This window comes from Pseudomonas mosselii (assembly GCF_005796105.1).
Lineage (GTDB): Bacteria > Pseudomonadota > Gammaproteobacteria > Pseudomonadales > Pseudomonadaceae > Aquipseudomonas > Aquipseudomonas mosselii_C.
Window position 1 is genome coordinate 393,094 of record NZ_VAUO01000002.1, and the last position, 18,537, is coordinate 411,630.

The 18,537-nt window shown below is 61.4% G+C and carries 17 protein-coding genes; 2 read left to right on the forward strand and 15 right to left on the reverse strand.

Annotated elements, in window-relative coordinates; all coding sequences use genetic code 11:
• Positions 1-14 precede the first annotated feature (14 nt).
• The 15 genes from rnhB to rpsB form a co-directional block, all read right to left on the reverse strand.
• Complete coding sequence (gene rnhB, locus FEM01_RS06775) at positions 15-638, reverse strand: ribonuclease HII (protein ID WP_138218563.1); 624 nt, start codon at positions 636-638, stop codon at positions 15-17.
• A 1-nt stretch (position 639) separates the two neighbouring features.
• Complete coding sequence (gene lpxB / locus FEM01_RS06780; RefSeq protein ID WP_138218565.1) at positions 640-1,767, reverse strand: lipid-A-disaccharide synthase; 1,128 nt, start codon at positions 1,765-1,767, stop codon at positions 640-642.
• Between the two features lies 1 nt (position 1,768).
• Positions 1,769-2,545 (reverse strand): acyl-ACP--UDP-N-acetylglucosamine O-acyltransferase, encoded by a 777-nt coding sequence (lpxA, locus tag FEM01_RS06785; RefSeq protein WP_138218567.1) that lies wholly within the window; start codon positions 2,543-2,545, stop codon positions 1,769-1,771.
• Positions 2,542-2,982 carry a 3-hydroxyacyl-ACP dehydratase FabZ gene (gene fabZ / locus FEM01_RS06790; protein WP_003252314.1) on the reverse strand — a complete coding sequence of 147 codons (441 nt, stop codon included), beginning with the start codon at positions 2,980-2,982 and terminating at the stop codon, positions 2,542-2,544. Before fabZ ends, lpxA begins: the two co-directional genes overlap by 4 nt.
• Before the next feature lie 112 nt (positions 2,983-3,094).
• Positions 3,095-4,150, reverse strand: coding sequence for a UDP-3-O-(3-hydroxymyristoyl)glucosamine N-acyltransferase (gene lpxD, locus FEM01_RS06795; protein WP_138218569.1), 1,056 nt, complete (start codon positions 4,148-4,150; stop codon positions 3,095-3,097).
• Position 4,151: 1 nt separating this feature from the next.
• Positions 4,152-4,655 carry an OmpH family outer membrane protein gene (locus FEM01_RS06800; protein WP_138218571.1) on the reverse strand — a complete coding sequence of 168 codons (504 nt, stop codon included), beginning with the start codon at positions 4,653-4,655 and terminating at the stop codon, positions 4,152-4,154.
• Between the two features lie 44 nt (positions 4,656-4,699).
• Positions 4,700-7,048, reverse strand: coding sequence for an outer membrane protein assembly factor BamA (bamA, locus tag FEM01_RS06805; protein ID WP_138218573.1), 2,349 nt, complete (start codon positions 7,046-7,048; stop codon positions 4,700-4,702).
• A 76-nt stretch (positions 7,049-7,124) separates the two neighbouring features.
• Entirely contained in the window at positions 7,125-8,477 is a 1,353-nt protein-coding gene (gene rseP, locus FEM01_RS06810; protein ID WP_138218575.1) for an RIP metalloprotease RseP, read from the reverse strand.
• A gap of 42 nt (positions 8,478-8,519) precedes the next feature.
• Positions 8,520-9,710 carry a 1-deoxy-D-xylulose-5-phosphate reductoisomerase gene (ispC, locus tag FEM01_RS06815; RefSeq protein ID WP_138218577.1) on the reverse strand — a complete coding sequence of 397 codons (1,191 nt, stop codon included), beginning with the start codon at positions 9,708-9,710 and terminating at the stop codon, positions 8,520-8,522.
• Positions 9,707-10,522, reverse strand: coding sequence for a phosphatidate cytidylyltransferase (locus FEM01_RS06820; RefSeq protein WP_138218579.1), 816 nt, complete (start codon positions 10,520-10,522; stop codon positions 9,707-9,709). Before FEM01_RS06820 ends, ispC begins: the two co-directional genes overlap by 4 nt.
• Positions 10,522-11,277, reverse strand: coding sequence for a polyprenyl diphosphate synthase (gene uppS, locus FEM01_RS06825; RefSeq protein ID WP_138218581.1), 756 nt, complete (start codon positions 11,275-11,277; stop codon positions 10,522-10,524). Before uppS ends, FEM01_RS06820 begins: the two co-directional genes overlap by 1 nt.
• 15 nt (positions 11,278-11,292) lie before the next feature.
• Positions 11,293-11,850, reverse strand: a complete 558-nt coding sequence (frr, locus tag FEM01_RS06830) for a ribosome recycling factor (RefSeq protein ID WP_138218583.1) — start codon at positions 11,848-11,850, stop codon at positions 11,293-11,295.
• On the reverse strand, positions 11,847-12,590 hold the full coding sequence (gene pyrH, locus FEM01_RS06835; protein ID WP_003252294.1) for a UMP kinase: 744 nt from the start codon (positions 12,588-12,590) through the stop codon (positions 11,847-11,849). The genes frr and pyrH overlap by 4 nt, the downstream gene beginning before the upstream one ends.
• Before the next feature lie 181 nt (positions 12,591-12,771).
• A complete protein-coding gene (gene tsf, locus FEM01_RS06840) occupies positions 12,772-13,635 on the reverse strand; it encodes a translation elongation factor Ts (protein ID WP_138218585.1) in 864 nt (287 codons plus the stop codon).
• A gap of 185 nt (positions 13,636-13,820) precedes the next feature.
• Positions 13,821-14,558: a 30S ribosomal protein S2 gene (rpsB, locus tag FEM01_RS06845; RefSeq protein ID WP_138218587.1), complete on the reverse strand. Its 738-nt coding sequence runs from the start codon at positions 14,556-14,558 to the stop codon at positions 13,821-13,823.
• A 450-nt stretch (positions 14,559-15,008) separates the two neighbouring features.
• Between rpsB and map the strand changes: the two genes are divergently transcribed.
• Complete coding sequence (map, locus tag FEM01_RS06855; RefSeq protein WP_138218589.1) at positions 15,009-15,791, forward strand: type I methionyl aminopeptidase; 783 nt, start codon at positions 15,009-15,011, stop codon at positions 15,789-15,791.
• Between the two features lie 26 nt (positions 15,792-15,817).
• Positions 15,818-18,520 (forward strand): [protein-PII] uridylyltransferase, encoded by a 2,703-nt coding sequence (locus FEM01_RS06860; protein WP_138218591.1) that lies wholly within the window; start codon positions 15,818-15,820, stop codon positions 18,518-18,520.
• Positions 18,521-18,537 lie beyond the last annotated feature (17 nt).

Consider the following 18,537-nt stretch of genomic DNA (forward strand, 5'->3'; position numbering starts at 1 on the left):
GCGGCCCCAATGGATCAGATCAACGAGGTAGAGGCGCCTTCGCGGGCCTCCCATGCGGCCCTTACCGGCGCGAACGAACGCCGGTGAATCGGCGTAGGCCCCAGGCGCGCCAACGCCTCCAGGTGCACCGGTGTGGGATAACCCTTGTGCCCGCCAATGCCGTAACCCGGGTAGATCAGCTCGAAGGCACTCATCTCGCGATCACGGGTGACCTTGGCCAAGATCGAAGCCGCCGCGATGGCCGGTACCTGCGAATCGCCCTTGACCACCGGCGCCGATGGGACGGCCAGTTTCGGGCAGCGGTTACCGTCGATCAACGCAAGCTTCGGCGTGATGTGCAAACCCTCGACCGCACGCTGCATGGCCAGCATGGTGGCCTGGAGGATGTTCAACTGGTCGATCTCGTGCACTTCGGCACGCGCGATGCAATAGCTCAAGGCCTTTTCACGGATCTCGTCGAACAGCGCCTCACGCTTGGCTTCGGTTAGCTTCTTCGAGTCGTTCAGGCCCAGGATCGGGCGGCTCGGATCGAGGATCACCGCCGCCGTGACCACCGCGCCGCACAGCGGGCCGCGACCCACCTCGTCAACGCCGGCCACCAGGTCCTCGACCAAGTTGAAATCCAGTCCCATCTGCATGTCAACGGTCCTTGAGCAAGGCCAGCACCGCATCAGCCGCCTGGTTGGAGGCGTCACGGCGCAGGGTACGGTGAATCTGGTCGAAGCGTTCGGTCTGCTGCGCGCCATCGCGCACCAAGGGCGCCAGCGTACTGGCCAAGGCCTCGCTGGTAGCGGCGTCCTGCAACAGTTCCGGCACCAGCATGCGCTGGGCCAGCAGGTTGGGCAGCGAGACGTAAGGACTCTTGACCATGCGCTTGAGGATCCAGTACGTCAGCGGCGCCAGGCGGTAGGCTACCACCATGGGGCGCTTGTACAGCATCGCCTCAAGGGTCGCCGTGCCGGAGGCGATCAATACCGCATCGCATGCCGCCAAGGCCAGGTGCGACTGACCATCGAGCAGTTGCACTGTCAGCTCACGACCTTCGAGCATCTGTTCGATCTGCGCACGGCGCGAAGCATTGGCGCACGGCAGCACGAAGCGCACCCCTGGCACCAGCGTCCGCAGGCGCTGGGCGGCATCCAGGAACAACGCCCCCAGACGCCCGACTTCGCCACCACGGCTGCCCGGCATCAGCGCAACCACCGGGCCGTCTGCCAGCCCCAACTCGACGCGCGCCGCCGCGCGATCGGCCTCCAGCGGGATGGTGTCTGCCAATGGGTGGCCCACGAAACGCACCGGAACCCCTTGCTCCTCGTAGAAACGTGCCTCGAATGGCAGCAAGGTGAGCATCAGGTCACAGCCTTCGCGGATCTTCAATACGCGCTTCTGCCGCCAGGCCCAGACCGAAGGGCTGACGTAGTGCACGGTCTTGATCCCGGCCTGACGCAACTTGAGTTCGATATTGAGGGTGAAATCCGGGGCATCGATACCGATGAAAACATCGGGTCTCTCATCGATAAGCGCCTCGATCAGCAGCTTGCGCCGCTTGAGCAGCTCACGCAGGCGCCCCAGCACTTCCACCAGCCCCATGACAGCCAGACGCTCCATGGGGAAATATGACTGCATGCCTTCGGCTTCCATCAACGGCCCACCTACCCCGATGAACCGCACATCGGGGTGACGCGCCTTGATGGCGCGCATCAGGCCGGAACCGAGGATGTCGCCGCTGGCTTCGCCCGCGACCAGCGCAACACAGAGCTGGGCCATATCAGCGGGTGATGCCGCGTTCGGAATTCAGGATCGACTGACGGAACAGGTCCACTTCCGGGTACTGGCCAACCAGCTCATCGAGTTCCTTCACCGCCTCTTCGACGGTCAGCCCCTGACGATAGACGATCTTGTAGGCGCGGCGCAGAGCATGGATGACCTCATCACTGAAGCCACGGCGGCGCATGCCCTCGAAGTTCATGCTGCGTGCTTCGGCGGGGCTGCCGAAGACGGTGACGAAGGCCGGGACGTCCTTGCCGATCGCCGTGCCCATGCCTGAGAAGGCGTGAGCGCCGATGTGGCAGTACTGATGCACCAGCGTATAACCGGACAGAATGGCCCAGTCGCCGACGTGTACGTGGCCCGCCAACGCAGTGTTGTTGACCAGGATGCAGTGGTTGCCGATCACGCTGTCGTGGCCGATGTGGGCGTACGCCATGATCAGGTTGTGATCACCTAAGGTCGTTTCGGAACGATCTTGCACCGTGCCACGGTGAATGGTCACGCCTTCGCGGATAACGTTGTGATCGCCGATCACCAGACGCGTCGGTTCACCCTTGTACTTGAGGTCAGGGGTATCTTCACCGATGGAGCTGAACTGGTAGATGCGGTTGTGCTTGCCGATGCGCGTCGGCCCCTTGAGCACCACATGCGGGCCAATCACGCTACCCTCCCCGATTTCCACATCGGGGCCGACGATCGACCAGGGGCCAACCTCGACACCCTCGGCCAGCTTGGCCGAAGGGTCGATGATTGCCCGAGGGTCAATCGAACTCATAGGGAGCGTTCCGCGCAGGTGATTTCAGCCGAACAGACTGGCTTGCCGTCGACCAAGGCACGGCATTCGAACTTCCAGATCATGCTCTTGCGGCTGAGGAACTTGGCTTCCAGCACCAACTGGTCGCCCGGCAGTACCGGCTGACGGAAGCGCAGCTTGTCGGAACCAACGAAATAGTAGAGGGTGCCGTCGGCCGGCTTGGCGTCGAGCATCTTGAATCCGAGAATCCCGGCTGCCTGGGCCATCGCCTCGATGATCAGCACGCCCGGCATGATCGGATGTGCCGGGAAGTGGCCATTGAAGAACGGCTCATTGATGCTGACATTCTTGTAGGCACGAATGCTCTGGGCCTCGAAGTCCAGATCCGTGACACGATCCACCAGCAGGAACGGGTAACGGTGAGGCAGGTATTCGCGAATCTCGTTGATGTCCATCATTTCGGGGGGAAGCCTGTAATAAGAATAGGGAGCGCAGGTGCTGACCACGCGCTCCTCTTGCAAAGTCAAAGAGGCGCCGGCCAGCGACTGTTCTCTTGCTCAGGAAATGGTATCAGCCTTCTGATGTCGGCTGGCCACCTGAGGTCACGGTGTCGACACGTTTTTCCAGCTGCTGGAGACGCTTGGACATCTCGTCGAGCTGACGGATACGCGCGGCGCTCTTGCGCCATTCGGCCAAAGGCTGCATGGCCGTTCCGGAAGAATAGCCGCCCGGTTCGGTAATGGAACGGGTGACCATGGTCATACCGGAGACAAATACGTTATCGCAAACATCGATGTGACCGACCATGCCGACACCGCCAGCAATCATGCAGTGCTTGCCGATCTTGGTGCTACCGGAAATACCGACACAGGCCGCCATTGCCGTGTGGTCACCGACCTGCACGTTATGGGCGATCTGGATCTGGTTGTCGAGCTTGACGCCATTGCCGATGCGCGTGTCGGACAGCGCACCGCGATCAACGGCGGTGTTCACACCGATCTCGACGTCGTCACCAAGGGTGACCCCACCGATCTGGGCGATCTTCTGCCACACACCCTTTTCATTGGCAAAGCCGAAGCCTTCGCCCCCGATCACCGCGCCGGACTGAATCACCACACGCTTACCGATGGTAACGTCGTGATACAGCGTGACCCGTGGCGCGAGCCACCCGCCTTCACCGATCACGCAGCGCGCGCCGATAACGCTGTGCGCGCCGACCGTCACGTGGGCGCCAATCCGCGCACCGGCCTCGACCACCACGAACGGACCGATGCTGGCGCTGGCATCGACCTGAGCGTCCTCATGCACCACGGCGCTGGGATGAATACCCGCCACAGCCTTTGGTTTAGGGTCGAACAGGTGCGAAATACGCGCATAGGCCAGGTAGGGATCTGCCACGATCAGGGCGTTGCCAGCAAAGCCCTCGGCATCCTCGGCCTTGAGCAGCACCGCCCCGGCTTGAGTATCGTCAAGGAACTTGCGGTACTGCTTGTTGGCAAGGAAGCTCAACTGCCCAGGCCCGGCGTCCTGCAAGGTCGCCAGCCCGGTGATCGGCAGCGCCTCGGAGCCTTTTAGCTGCGCCCCGAGGGCCTCGGCCAATTGGCCGAGCGTCATGGTCACGGTCATATCAACGCGCTTGGTTCATACGCTCGATGACCTGGCGGGTGATGTCGTACTGAGGTTTGACATCGATGACCGCGCCGCGCTCAAGCACCAGGTCGTAGCCGCCCTTCTTGATGACTTCCTCGACAGCACCGTCGAGTTTCGGCTTGAGCTGTTTGAGCATGTCACGGTCGGCTACGGCCTTGGCTTCGTTGAGTTCCTTGGACTGGAACTGGAAGTCGCGGGCTTTTTGCTTGAATTCAAGTTCCAGGCGCTCGCGCTCTTGCTGCTGCATCTTGTCGCCGCCCTTGATCAGACGGTCCTGGATGCCCTTGGCGCTGCTCTCGAGAGTCTTGAGCTTGGTCAGTTGCGGGCCAAATTTCTTCTCGGCATCAACTGCGTACTTCTTGGCCGCATCGGATTCGAGCAGGGCCATCTGATAGTTCAGCACGGCAACCTTCATTTCGGCGAAAGCCGGGGTGGCGACCAGCGCCGCGGCCACGATGGCCAGTTGAGTCAACTTACGCACGATGCACTCCTGGATAAACCGTTGTCGTTGTACGAGGGCCGACCTCAGAAGGTCTGGCCCAGAGAGAATTGGAACACCTGGGTTTCGGCGTCTTGCGGTTTCTTGATCGGCATCGCCAGGCTGAAGCTCAGCGGGCCCAGCGCAGTGATCCAGGTTACGCCCAGGCCGACGGAGCTGGCCATGTCGCTGAAGCCGACCTTGGTGCAATCAGGCTTGGAGCCGCAGTTGGTGTCGAACACGTTACCCACGTCCCAGAACACGGACGTGCGCAGCGAACGCTGGTCCTTGACGAACGGCAGCGGGAACAGCAACTCCACGCCACCCTGGACGAGGACGTTACCGCCGAACGGCAGCGGGTCCTGGTCCGGGTCGGTGATGGTGCCCGGGTTCTTGCCGGTACTCGGCGTACTGCGCGGGCCGAGCGTACTGTCTTTGAAGCCACGCACCGAGTTGAAGCCACCGGCGTAGTAGTTCTCGTAGAACGGCAGGCCGGAGGTCGAGCCAAAGCCGTCACCATAGCCCAGCTCGGTGTGCAGGCGCAGGGTGTAGTCGTTGTTGATTGGCTTGAACAGCTGGCCGCGGTAGTCGAGCTTGTAGAACGACAGGTCGCTGCCCGGCACGGTGGTTTCCAGGGTCAGGCTCTGGGAGTGACCACGGGTCGCCAGCACACCTTTGTTCAGGGTCGACTCGGACCAGCCGATCGAAGCCTTGAAGTTCAGGAAGTTGTCGCCTTCGTCTTTCAGGAAGTCGAAAATCTCGTCGACGGTGTACTTCCCGGTCTTGATCTTGTCTTGCTGCACGGTCAGGCCGTAGGTCAGGCGCGAGGTTTCGCTGATCGGGTAGCCGAGGCTGACACCCGCACCGAGGCTGTCGACCGCGTAGCTCGCCACGTCAACGTCAAGGTCGTCGTAGTTGGTGCTGCGGTAGAAGGCGTTGTAGCCCAGGCTCACGCCGTCGGCAGTGAAGTAGGGGTCCACGAAGCCGAAGTTGTAGCGGCTCTGGTATTCCGAACGGGTCAGGCCGATGGACACCTTGTTACCGGTACCCAGGAAGTTGCTCTGGCTGATCGAACCACCCAGGATCAGACCGGCGCTCTGGGCAAAGCCGACGCTGGCGGTGATCGAGCCCGAGGCCTGTTCTTCGACCGCGTAGTTCACGTCGACTTGGTCATCGGTGCCCGGCACCGGTGGGGTTTCGACGTTGACTTCCTTGAAGAAGCCCAGACGCTCAAGACGGGTCTTGGACTGGTCGATCAGGTAAGTCGATGCCCAGCCGCCTTCCATCTGGCGCATTTCGCGGCGCAGCACTTCGTCTTCGGTCTTGGTGTTGCCACGGTAGTTGATGCGGTTGACGTAGGCACGCTTGCCCGGATCAACCACGAACATGATGTCGACGGTATGGTCTTCATCGTGCGGTTGCGGCACGCCGTTGACGTTGGCGAAGGTGTAGCCTTCGTTACCCAGGCGACGGGTGATCAGGTCGGAGGTGGTGGTCATGACCTTGCGCGAGAACACCTGGCCAGGCTGCACCAGCAGCAGCGACTTGACCTGGTCTTCCGGCACCTTGAGGTCACCCGAGAGTTTCACGTCACGCACGGTGTACTTCTCGCCTTCGTTGACGTTGACCGTGATGTAGACGTGCTTCTTGTCCGGGGTAATCGACACCTGGGTGGAGGCGATGTCCATGTTGATGTAGCCGCGGTCCAGGTAGTACGAGCGCAGGCGCTCGAGGTCACCGGAGAGTTTCTCGCGGGCGTACTTGTCGTCGTTCTTGAAGAACGACAGCCAGTTGGTGGTCTTCAGCTCGAACAGCTGCGACAGCTCCTCATCGTCGAACACGGTGTTGCCGACGATGTTGATGTGCTGGATCGCAGCGACCGTGCCTTCGTTGATCTTGATCTTAAGGCCAACGCGGTTGCGCGGCTGCGGTACGACTTCGGCGTCGACCTCGGCCGAGTAGCGGCCCTGGGCCACGTACTGGCGCTGCAGCTCGTTACGCACACCTTCGAGGGTCGCACGCTGGAAGATCTCGCCTTCGGCCAGGCCCGACTGCTTCAGGCCTTTCATCAGGTCTTCGGTGCTGATCGCCTTGTTGCCTTCGATCTCGATGCTTGCGACCGATGGGCGCTCGACCACGTTGATGATCAGGACATTGCCGTCGCGACTCAGCTGGATGTCTTGGAAGAAGCCGGTCTTGAACAGCGAACGGGTCGAATCGACCAGGCGGCTATCGTCCGCTTGGTCGCCCACGTTCAACGGCAAGGCGCCGAACACGCTGCCGGCGGAAACCCGCTGCAGGCCGTTGACGCGAATATCGGAGATGGTGAAGGACTCGGCGTGAACTTCAGCGATCATCAGTGCGGAGAGGACCGCAGTTAGCAGCAGACGTTTCATGAAGTCCTTTTATTCCAACTGGCAATAAACAACCCGCCGCAAAAAGTACGGCAGGTTTCGCGATTGAGCGAAGCTTTTATAGTCGACCCAGATCGTTGATCAGGGCGAGCAACATCACCCCGACGACCAAACTGATACCGATCTGGACCCCCCAACCTTGCACCCGATCCGAGAGCGGGCGACCGCGCGCCCACTCGATCAGGTAGAACAGCAAATGCCCCCCATCCAGTACCGGGATGGGCAGCAGATTCAGAACCCCCAGGCTTATGCTCAGGTAGGCCAGGAAATTCAGGAAATCCCCAACGCCCGACTGGGCTGAAGCGCCCGCCACTTTAGCAATGGTTATCGGTCCACTCAAGTTTTTTACCGAGAGCTCCCCGAACAGCATTTTCTTTAGTGATTCGAGGGTCAGGACGCTCATGTTCCAGGTTCGCGAAAGCCCCTCGCCCACCGCCTCCAGCGGGCCATAGCTGACTTCGCGAAGCATCTGCACCGGCCATTCGCCAGCCTTGACGCCTGCCCCGAGGTAGCCACCCGCGGCCTGCCCCTCGCCCTTACGCGCCAGGGTCACGGCAACGTCGAGTGGCGCACCGTCACGCTCGATACGCAGGGTCACCTTACGCTCGGGACGGGCACGTACGGCATCGACCACCTGCTGCCAATCACTCAGCGCAGCGCCGTCCAGGGCCAGCAGCTTGTCGCCGCTCCTGAGCCCGGCAGCGGCAGCCGGCCCCTTGGGATCAATCTCGGCAAGCACCGGCACCACCGCAGGGCGCCAGGGGCGCAAGCCCAGGGACTGGATCGGATCGGGCTCGTCGGCGCCCTTGAGCCAGTGATCGAGGACAATGTCATGCTGACGCGGTGTCGTGGCGCCTTCATCCAGCACGTCTACGCGCAAGGTGCCGCTCTCGCCGAGACGGCGGACCAGTTGCAGGTTCACCGCCGACCAGCCGTTGGTCGGCTTGCCGTCGATGGAAACGATTTCCTGACCGGCGCTCAACCCAGCACTGGCCGCCAGGCTGCCCGATTCGACTGAGCCAATCACCGGCCGCACCTGCTGCGTGCCGAGCATTGCGATGATCCAGAAGAACAGGATGGCCAGCAGGAAGTTGGCGACCGGCCCGGCCGCCACGATGGCAATACGTTGCCCTACCGTCTTGCGATTGAACGACTGCCCAGCCAACGCAGCCGGCACCTCACCTTCGCGCTCGTCGAGCATCTTGACGTAACCGCCCAGCGGAATCGCCGCCACCACGAACTCGGTGCCGTGGCGGTCATGCCAACGCACCAGCGGCGTGCCGAAGCCCACCGAGAAACGCAGCACCTTGACTCCACAACGACGCGCCACCCAGAAATGGCCGAATTCGTGGAAGGTGACCAGCACACCCAACGCCACCAGCGTGCCGATAATCATGTAGAGCGCAGACATGTCCAATCTCCGGATGACGTTGACGCAGCCGTCGGCTGCCGGTCAGCGACCGTGGCGCCGCAGCCACTCACGGGACAACTCCCGGGCGCGCTGGTCGGCAGCGAATACCGCATCGAGCGTGGCGACCGGCACCACAGGCTCCTGGTCGAGTACACGCTCGATCATACCTGCGATTTCCGGGAAGCGGATGCGCCGCTCAAGAAACGCCTCCACTGCCACTTCATTGGCCGCATTGAGCACCGCCGGGGCACTGTTACCCGCCTCGGCAGCCTGACGCGCCAGACGCAGGCAAGGGAAGCGCTGTTCGTCGGGGGCCTGGAAATCCAGACGGGCGACGCTGAACAAATCGAGCGGCGCCACGCCCGAGTCGATACGCTCCGGCCAGGCCAGGGCATTGGCGATCGGGGTGCGCATGTCCGGGTTGCCCAACTGGGCAAGTACCGAGCCGTCGATGTAGTCCACCAGCGAATGAATCACGCTTTGCGGATGAACCACCACCTCGACGTTTTGCGGCGCGGCATCGAACAGCCAGCAGGCTTCGATCAGTTCCAACCCCTTGTTCATCATGCTGGCAGAGTCCACCGAGATCTTGCGCCCCATCGACCAGTTGGGATGGGCACACGCCTGCTCGGGGGTGACATCCATCAGCTCGGCCGCCGGCGTCTGGCGAAACGGCCCACCCGAGGCGGTCAACAGGATACGGCGCACGCCAACGGCGCCCAGGCCACGACTGTAGTCGCCCGGCATGCACTGAAAGATCGCGTTATGCTCGCTGTCGATCGGCAGCAGCACAGCACCACTGCGACGCACTGCCTCCATGAACAGCGCCCCGGACATCACCAAAGCTTCCTTGTTGGCCAGCAGCACCTTCTTGCCCGCCTCTACCGCCGCCAACGTCGGTCGCAGACCCGCAGCGCCGACGATGGCCGCCATGACCGCGTCGACCTCAGGCGCACCAGCGACCTGGCACAGCCCGGCTTCGCCTTCCAGCACCTCCGTAGCACAACCGGCCGCGTTGAGACCTTCGCGCAGGCGCACCGCACCATCGGCACTCGGCACCACGGCGAATGCCGGGCGATGACGCACGCACAAGGCCAGTAACTCGTCGATACGCGAATAGCCACTCAGGGCGAACACCTGATAGCGATCAGGGTGGCGGGCGATCACATCCAGCGTGCTCAAGCCGATGGAGCCTGTAGCCCCCAGCACGGTGATGCGCTGCACCTGGCTCACATGACACCCCATTCGGCAGCCCACAGCAGCACAGCGAACATCGGAATGGCTGCGGTCAGGCTGTCGATCCGATCAAGCACACCGCCATGGCCAGGCAGCAGGTTGCTGCTGTCCTTGATGCCCTCACGGCGCTTGAACATGCTTTCGGTCAGGTCACCGACCACCGAAGACATGACCACCACCACCGCACCCAGCAGGCCCAGCAACAGCTCGCCGATGCTCCAATCGCGGCTCACGCCCACGACCAGGGTAATCAGCAAACTGACCACCAGGCCGCCATACACGCCCTCCCAGCTCTTGCCGGGGCTGACCTGCGGCGCCAGCTTGCGCTTGCCGAAGGCACGGCCAGAGAAGTAGGCACCAATATCAGCCGCCCATACCAGCACCATGACTGCGAGAATCAGCCAGTTCCCCAGCGGCCAGTGCTTGAGTAGCACCAGCCCCTGCCAGGCCGGCAGCAGCACCAGCAGGCCGATCAACAACCGGCAAGCGGCGCTGGCCCAGAGGTCGTTGCTGCGCGGATAGGTAAGTACCAGCCAGGTCGCCAGGGCCCACCAGATCACCGCAGCCCCCAACACCCAGGGCGCCAGCTCCGGCAAGATGTACAGCAGCATCAAGCCACCGGCGACGACAGCCGCGTAGGCGACACGCAGCGACTGGGCAACCAGCCCGGCCAGGCGCGCCCACTCCCAAGCGCCAAGTGTCACCACCAGGCCGATGAACAGCGCGAAATCGGCGCCGTTGAGCAGGAAGAACCCTCCCAATGCGATCGGCAACAGGATCAGCGCAGTAATGATGCGTTGTTTAAGCATTAAGCACGAGCTCCAGCCTCGACCTGCTCGCTGGTCTTACCGAAGCGGCGCTGGCGCGAGGCGAAATCGGCCAGCGCATTGCGCATGGCCTCGTGTTTGAAGTCCGGCCAGTAAAGGTCGGAGAAATACAGCTCGGCATAAGCCAGCTGCCACAGGAGGAAGTTGCTGATGCGCCGCTCGCCCCCCGTTCGGATGCACAAATCGGGCAACGGCAGGTCGCCAGTGGCAAGACACGTCTGCAACAACTGCGGAGTGATGTCGTCCGGGCGCAGATGCCCGGCCTGAACTTCACGCGCCAGGCGCTGAGCCGCCTGGGCGATATCCCACTGACCGCCGTAGTTAGCGGCGATCTGCAAGATGAAGCGGTTGCTGCCAGCGGTGACGGCCTCGGCTTCGCGCATGGCCGCCTGCAACTCAGGATGAAAGCGCGAACGATCACCAATGATACGCAAGGCGATGTTGTTCTCGTTCAAACGCCTGGCCTCGCGACGTAGCGCCGAAAAGAACAGCTCCATCAACGCGCCGACCTCTTCGGCCGGACGCTGCCAGTTCTCGCTGGAGAAGGCGAAGAGCGTGAGCACCTCGACCTTCGCCTCTGCGCACACCTCGATCACCGCACGTACGGCATCGACGCCGGCCTTGTGCCCGGCAACACCGGGCAACAGGCGCTTCTTCGCCCAGCGGTTGTTACCATCCATGATGATTGCGACGTGACGCGGCACCGAACCCGGTGCCGCCAGCTTGGTCTTTTCCATTAAAAAACCTCGGCCTTAAACGGCCATCAGGTCCTTTTCCTTGGCTTTGAACGCTGCATCCACTTCGGCGACGAACTTGTCGGTCAGTTTCTGGATTTCATCAGCGGCACGACGCTCTTCGTCTTCGCTGATTTCCTTGTCCTTGGTCAACTTCTTCAGGTCGGCCAAAGCGTCACGGCGCACGTTGCGCACGGCGACCTTGGCATCTTCGGCAACGCCACTGGCCTGCTTGGTGTAGCCCTTGCGGGTTTCCTCGGTCAGGGCAGGCATCGGCACACGAATGGTGGTACCGGCGCTGGACGGGTTCAGGCCCAGGTCGGAGGTCAGAATGGCCTTCTCGATGGCCGCGCTGAGGTTCTTGTCGTGGGCGACGATCTTGAGGGTACGGGCGTCCTCGACGGTGATCGCAGCCACTTGGTTCAGCGGCATGTCGCTGCCCCAGGCTGGCACCTTGACGCCGTCCAGGATGCTCGGGTGAGCTCGACCGGTGCGGATCGCCGCCAGGTTGCGGGCCAGGGCCTCCAGGGATTTGCTCATGCGCTCCTGGGCGTCTTTCTTGATGTCGTTGATCATGCTTGGCCTTCCTCGATCAAAGTACCTTCAGCGCCACCCACCACAATGTTCAGCAGGGCGCCAGGCTTGTTCATGTTGAATACCCGCAATGGCATCTTGTGGTCGCGGCACAGGCAGATTGCGGTCAGGTCCATGACACCGAGCTTGCGATCCAGCACCTCGTCGTAGGTGAGGTGATCGAACTTCTCGGCGTGTGGATCCTTGAATGGATCGGCAGTGTACACACCATCGACCTTGGTCGCCTTCAATACCACGTCGGCATCGATTTCGATGGCGCGCAGGCAGGCTGCGGAGTCGGTGGTGAAGAACGGGTTGCCAGTACCGGCGGAGAAAATTACCACATCACCGGAGTTCAAGTGACGAATAGCTTTGCGACGATCGTAATGATCGGTGACGCCGACCATCGAAATGGCCGACATGACCAGCGCCGGGATGTTCGAACGCTCCAGGGCGTCGCGCATGGCCAGGCCGTTCATCACGGTGGCCAGCATGCCCATGTGGTCGCCGGTGACACGGTCCATGCCGGCTGCGCTGAGCGCGGCACCGCGGAACAGGTTACCGCCACCGATGACCAGGCCGACCTGGACACCGATACCGACCAGTTGACCCACTTCCAGGGCCATGCGATCCAGCACCTTCGGGTCGATCCCGAAGTCTTCCGAGCCCATCAGGGCCTCGCCGCTAAGTTTGAGCAAAATGCGTTTATAGCGAGGTTGGCGACCACTCACCTGCTGAGCCATTGCGAGTCTCTCCTGCGGCGTACTTTTAGAAAATTCCGTGCGGGCTGTTTGCAGCCTGCTAACTGTAGCGTGGCACTGCTTCAGTGCCAGCGGAGCCAGGTCTTATAAACCTTTCTCCGTTTTGACAAAGAGGCTGCGCGCGTGAGCGGGCAGCCTCTTCGGGGCGACAGACGAGTCCGTCTTACTGCTTGGCGGCAGCTACCTGGGCGGCAACTTCTTCAGCGAAGTTGTCAACCGGCTTCTCGATGCCTTCGCCGACCTTGAAGTAGGTGAAGGAAACAATTTCAGCACCGGCTTTCTTGGCCAGCTCGCCAACCTTGACTTCTGGGTTCATGACAAAGGCTTGCTCTTTGAGCGAGGCTTCGGCTTTGAACTTGGTGATACGACCGTTGATCATGTTCTCAACGATGTTCTCAGGCTTGCCAGCGATCTTGTCGGCGTTCAGCTGCAGGAAGACGTTCTTCTCGCGCTCGATAGCCTCGGCGGAAATTTCCGACGCATCCAGGAACTCTGGGTTCGAAGCAGCGACGTGCATGGCGATGTTCTTGGCCAGATCGACGTCACCGCCTTTCAGGACAACGGCAGCGCCGATCTTGTTGCCGTGCAGGTAGGCACCGACAACGTCACCTTCAACGCGCACCAGGCGACGAATGTTGACGTTCTCGCCGCACTTGGCGACCAGGGCTTCACGAGCGGCTTCACGCGAGGCGATCAGCGGAGCGGCGTCGGTCAGCTTCTGGGCGAAGGCTTCTTCCAGGCTTTCGGCAACGAAGTTCTTGAAGTCGTCTTGCAGGGCCAGGAAGTCGGTCTGCGAGTTCACTTCCAGCAGAACGGCAGTCTTGCCGTCGGTCTTGACAGCGATGGCGCCTTCGGCGGCAACGTTGCCTGCCTTTTTGGCGGCCTTGATGGCGCCCGAGGCACGCATGTCGTCAATGGCTTTTTCGATGTCGCCGCCGGCCTTTTCCAGGGCCTTTTTGCAATCCATCATGCCTTCGCCGGTACGCTCGCGCAGTTCTTTGACCAGCGCTGCAGTAATTGCTGCCATTTCAAAATCCTCTTGGAAAGTTTTTCAACCATTCCACCCGCTTGTCACGGGCGTTAAATTCTGCAAATCCGCTGCTTTAAGCTCAGCACGACCATGATGTAGGGCCATTGCTGACAGCAGGATTTCAAGGTGGCAAAAAGGGGGCAAAGCCCCCTTTTCGCGTGCCAAGTCGACGCTAGCGTCTATTACTCGGCAGCAGGTGCAGCCGCTTCTTCAGCGTAGACTTCGGTGCCGCCAGCAACGTTGTTGCGGCCGCGGATGACAGCGTCAGCCATCGAAGTCATGTACAGCTCGATGGCGCGGATGGCGTCGTCGTTACCTGGAATGACGAAGTCAACACCTTCTGGGCTGCTGTTGGTATCGACAACGCCGATGACCGGGATGCCCAGCTTGTTGGCTTCGGTGATCGCGATGCGCTCGTGATCGACGTCGATGACGAACAGTGCGTCAGGCAGACCGCCCATGTCCTTGATACCACCCAGGCTGCGGTCCAGTTTTTCCAGATCGCGCGAACGCATCAGGGCTTCTTTCTTGGTCAGTTTGGCGAAGGTGCCATCTTCGGCCTGGGTTTCCAGGTCGCGCAGACGCTTGATCGAAGCACGGATGGTTTTATAGTTGGTCAGCATGCCGCCCAACCAGCGGTGGTCAACGTATGGCGAACCGCAACGAGCAGCTTGCTCGGCGACGATCTTGCCGGCGGAACGCTTGGTGCCGACGAACATGATCTTGTTCTTGCCCTGGGCCAGGCGCTCTACGAACGACAGAGCGTCGTTGAACATCGGCAGGGTTTTTTCCAGGTTGATGATGTGAATCTTGTTGCGCGCGCCGAAAATGTACTTGCCCATTTTCGGGTTCCAGTAACGGGTCTGGTGGCCGAAGTGCACACCGGCCTTCAGCATATCGCGCATGTTGACTTGGGACATGATAGTTCCTTGGTAAGTCGGGTTGGGCCTCCACGTATCCCAATGACCAACCCGCACTTGCGAACAAGCGGGGCACCCAGGTCATCGTGTCGACACGTGTGTGGGTTTGAGCCAACAGAGGTCGTCCCCTGAAAGCGGCGCATGTTATACCACAACCCAAAGACGAACGGAACCCACATGAGCTGCAAGCTGCAAGCTGCAAGCCAAACAGTATTTCTTGCGGCTTGCAGCTTATGACTCGAAAATCACGCAAAAGCAAATCTGCCTTTGCTTGCTACTTGCTACTTGCTACTTGCTACTTGCTGCTTGCTGCTTGCTGCTTGCTGCTTGCTGCTTGCTGCTTGCTGCTTGCTGCTTAATGTCTTGCCGCTCACGGCCACGGCCACGCTCTGGTAGAATCTGGTCTTTCCCGTTCGTTCGCGCCGCACGCGGCGCCGTAGAGAGCCTGTAATGACCGTCACCATCAAGACCGCAGAAGACATCGAACAGATGCGCATCGCCGGCCGCCTGGCCGCCGAAGTCCTGGAAATGATCGCGGAGCACGTCAAGCCCGGGGTCACCACCGAAGAACTCGATCGCCTATGCCACGACTACATCGTCAATGTCCAGCAGGCCATCCCGGCACCGCTCAACTACAAAGGCTTCCCCAAGTCGATCTGCACCTCGATCAACCATGTGGTGTGCCACGGCATCCCCAACGAGAAGCCGCTCAAGGATGGCGACACCCTCAACATCGATGTAACGGTGATCAAGAACGGCTACCACGGCGATACCAGCCGCATGTTCCATGTCGGCAGCGTCGCGCCCTGGGCAGAGCGCCTGTCCAAGGTCACCCAGGAATGCCTGTACAAGGCCATCGAGCTGGTCAAGCCCGGCTGCCGCCTCGGCGACATCGGCGAGGTGATCCAGAAACACGCGGAAAAGAACGGTTTCTCGGTGGTACGCGAATTCTGTGGCCACGGCATCGGCAAGGTGTTCCATGAAGAACCGCAGATCCTGCACTACGGCCGCGCAGGCACCGGCATGGAACTCAAGGAAGGCATGACTTTCACCATCGAGCCAATGATCAACCAAGGCAAAGCCGATACCAAGGTGCTCGGCGACGGCTGGACCGCCATTACCAAGGACCGCAAGCTCTCGGCACAGTGGGAGCACACGCTGGTCGTGACGGCCACCGGCTACGAGATTTTCACCCTGCGCAAGGACGACACCATCCCGCGCACCTCGGCCTGATTCTCATCTAACAGGAACGCGACTCGATGCCCCAGGTGGATCCCGATCTGTTCGACCCCGGTCAGTTCCAGGCGGAACTGGCCCTCAAAGCTAGCCCCATCGCCGCGTTCAAGAAGGCGATCCGCCTGGCTGGCGAAGTGCTCGACAGACGTTTTCGCGAAGGCGGTGAAATCCGTCGACTGATCGAGGACCGCGCATGGTTCGTCGACAACGTCCTGCAACAGGCCTGGCGCCAGTTCGACTGGGGCAAGCCAGACGGTATCGCCCTGATAGCGGTGGGCGGTTACGGACGCGGCGAACTGCACCCCTGGTCGGATATCGACCTGCTGATCCTGCTGGACAGTGCCGAGCACGAGTTGTACCGCGACGCCATAGAACGCTTCCTGACCTTGTTGTGGGACATTGGCCTGGAAGTGGGCCAGAGCGTGCGTACGGTCGATGAGTGCGCCGAGCAAGCCCGCGCCGACCTCACGGTCATCACCAACCTGATGGAAAGCCGCACCATCGCCGGGCCCGAGCCGCTGCGCCAGCGCATGCTGGAGGTAACCAGCACCGCGCACATGTGGCCCAGCCGCGAGTTCTTCCTGGCCAAGCGCGCCGAACTCAAGGCCCGCCACCACAAGTACAACGACACCGAGTACAACCTCGAACCCAACGTCAAGGGCTCGCCTGGCGGTTTGCGCGACATCCAGACGGTACTCTGGGTAGCCCGTCGCCAGTACGGCACCCTCAACCTGAACGCTCTGGCCGACGAAGGCTTTCTGCTCGAAAGCGAGAACGAGCTGTTGGCCTCCTCGCAAGCGTTCCTGTGGCGGGTGCGCTATGCCCTGCACATGCTCGCCGGACGCGCCGAAGACCGCCTGCTATTCGACCACCAGCGCAGCGTCGCCGGCCTGCTGGGTTTCAGCGACGACAACCCCAAGCGCGCCATCGAGCAGTTCATGCAGCAGTACTACCGGGTGGTGATGAGCATCAGCCAACTGTGCGACTTGATCATCCAGCACTTCGAGGAAGTCATCCTCGCCGATGACGACAGTGGCACCACGCAACCGCTCAATGCGCGTTTTCGCCTGCACGACGGCTATATAGAAGCAACCAACCCGAACGTGTTCCGCCGCACCCCGTTCGCCATGCTCGAGATCTTCGTGCTGATGGCCCAGCATCCCGATATCAAGGGGGTACGCGCCGATACCGTGCGCCTGCTGCGCGAGCACCGGCACCTGATCGACGACAAGTTCCGCCACGATATCCGCAATACCAGCCTGTTCATCGAACTGTTCAAGTGCGAGATCGGTATCCACCGCAACCTGCGTCGGATGAACCGCTACGGCATCCTCGGCCGCTACCTGCCGGAGTTCGGCCTGATCGTCGGGCAGATGCAGCACGACCTGTTCCACATCTATACGGTCGATGCGCACACCCTCAACCTGATCAAGCACCTGCGCAAGCTCCAGTACACGCCGGTTTCGGAGAAATTCCCACTGGCCAGCAAGCTCATGGGCCGTCTGCCCAAGCCCGAGCTGATCTACCTGGCGGGGCTGTACCACGACATCGGCAAAGGCCGTCAGGGCGACCACTCGGAACTCGGCGCCGTGGATGCCCAGGCCTTCTGCGAACGCCATCAGTTGCCAGCCTGGGACAGCCGGCTGATTGTCTGGCTGGTGCAGAACCATCTGGTGATGTCCACCACCGCCCAGCGCAAGGACCTGTCAGACCCACAGGTGATCAACGATTTCGCCCTGCATGTGGGCGACGAAACGCGCCTGGATTACCTCTACGTACTGACCGTGGCCGATATCAACGCTACCAACCCCAGCCTGTGGAACTCGTGGCGCGCCAGCCTGTTGCGCCAGTTGTACACCGAAACCAAGCGTGCCCTGCGCCGTGGCCTGGAAAATCCGCTGGACCGTGAGGAGCAGATCCGCCAGACGCAATCGGCCGCGCTGGATATCCTGGTTCGCGAAGGCACCGATCCGGACGACGTCGAGCAGTTGTGGGCGCAGTTGGGCGACGACTATTTCCTTAAACACAACGCTGCCGATGTAGCCTGGCACACCGACGCCATCCTGCAGCAGCCAGCCGATGGCGGCCCGCTGGTGCTGATCAAGGAAACGACCCAGCGCGAATTCGAGGGGGGCACGCAGATCTTCATCTATGCGCCCGACCAGCACGATTTCTTCGCCGTGACTGTGGCCGCGATGTCCCAGCTCAACCTGAACATTCACGACGCACGTATCATCACCTCGAGCAGCCAGTTCACCCTGGACACCTACATCGTGCTCGACAATGACGGCGGTTCGATCGGCAACAACCCGCAGCGGGTCAAGCAGATCCGTGACGGCCTCACCGAAGCGCTGCGCAACCCCGAGGACTACCCGACCATCATCCAGCGCCGCGTGCCGCGTCAGCTCAAGCACTTCAATTTCGCCCCCCAGGTGACCATTCTCAACGACGCACAGCGCCCTGTGACCATCCTCGAAATTACCGCGCCGGACCGACCAGGCCTGCTGGCTCGTCTCGGACGGATCTTCCTGGAGTTCGACCTGTCGTTGCAGAACGCCAAGATCGCCACCCTCGGCGAAAGGGTGGAAGACGTGTTCTTCATCACCGACGCCGACAACCAGCCGCTGTCCGACCCGCAGCTGTGCAGCCGCTTGCAGGAGGCCATCATCGAGCAACTGCAAGCCGGCCAGGCCAGTGACGCCAGCCCTACCCGCATGACCTTTTGACGATTACGAGACCTTGC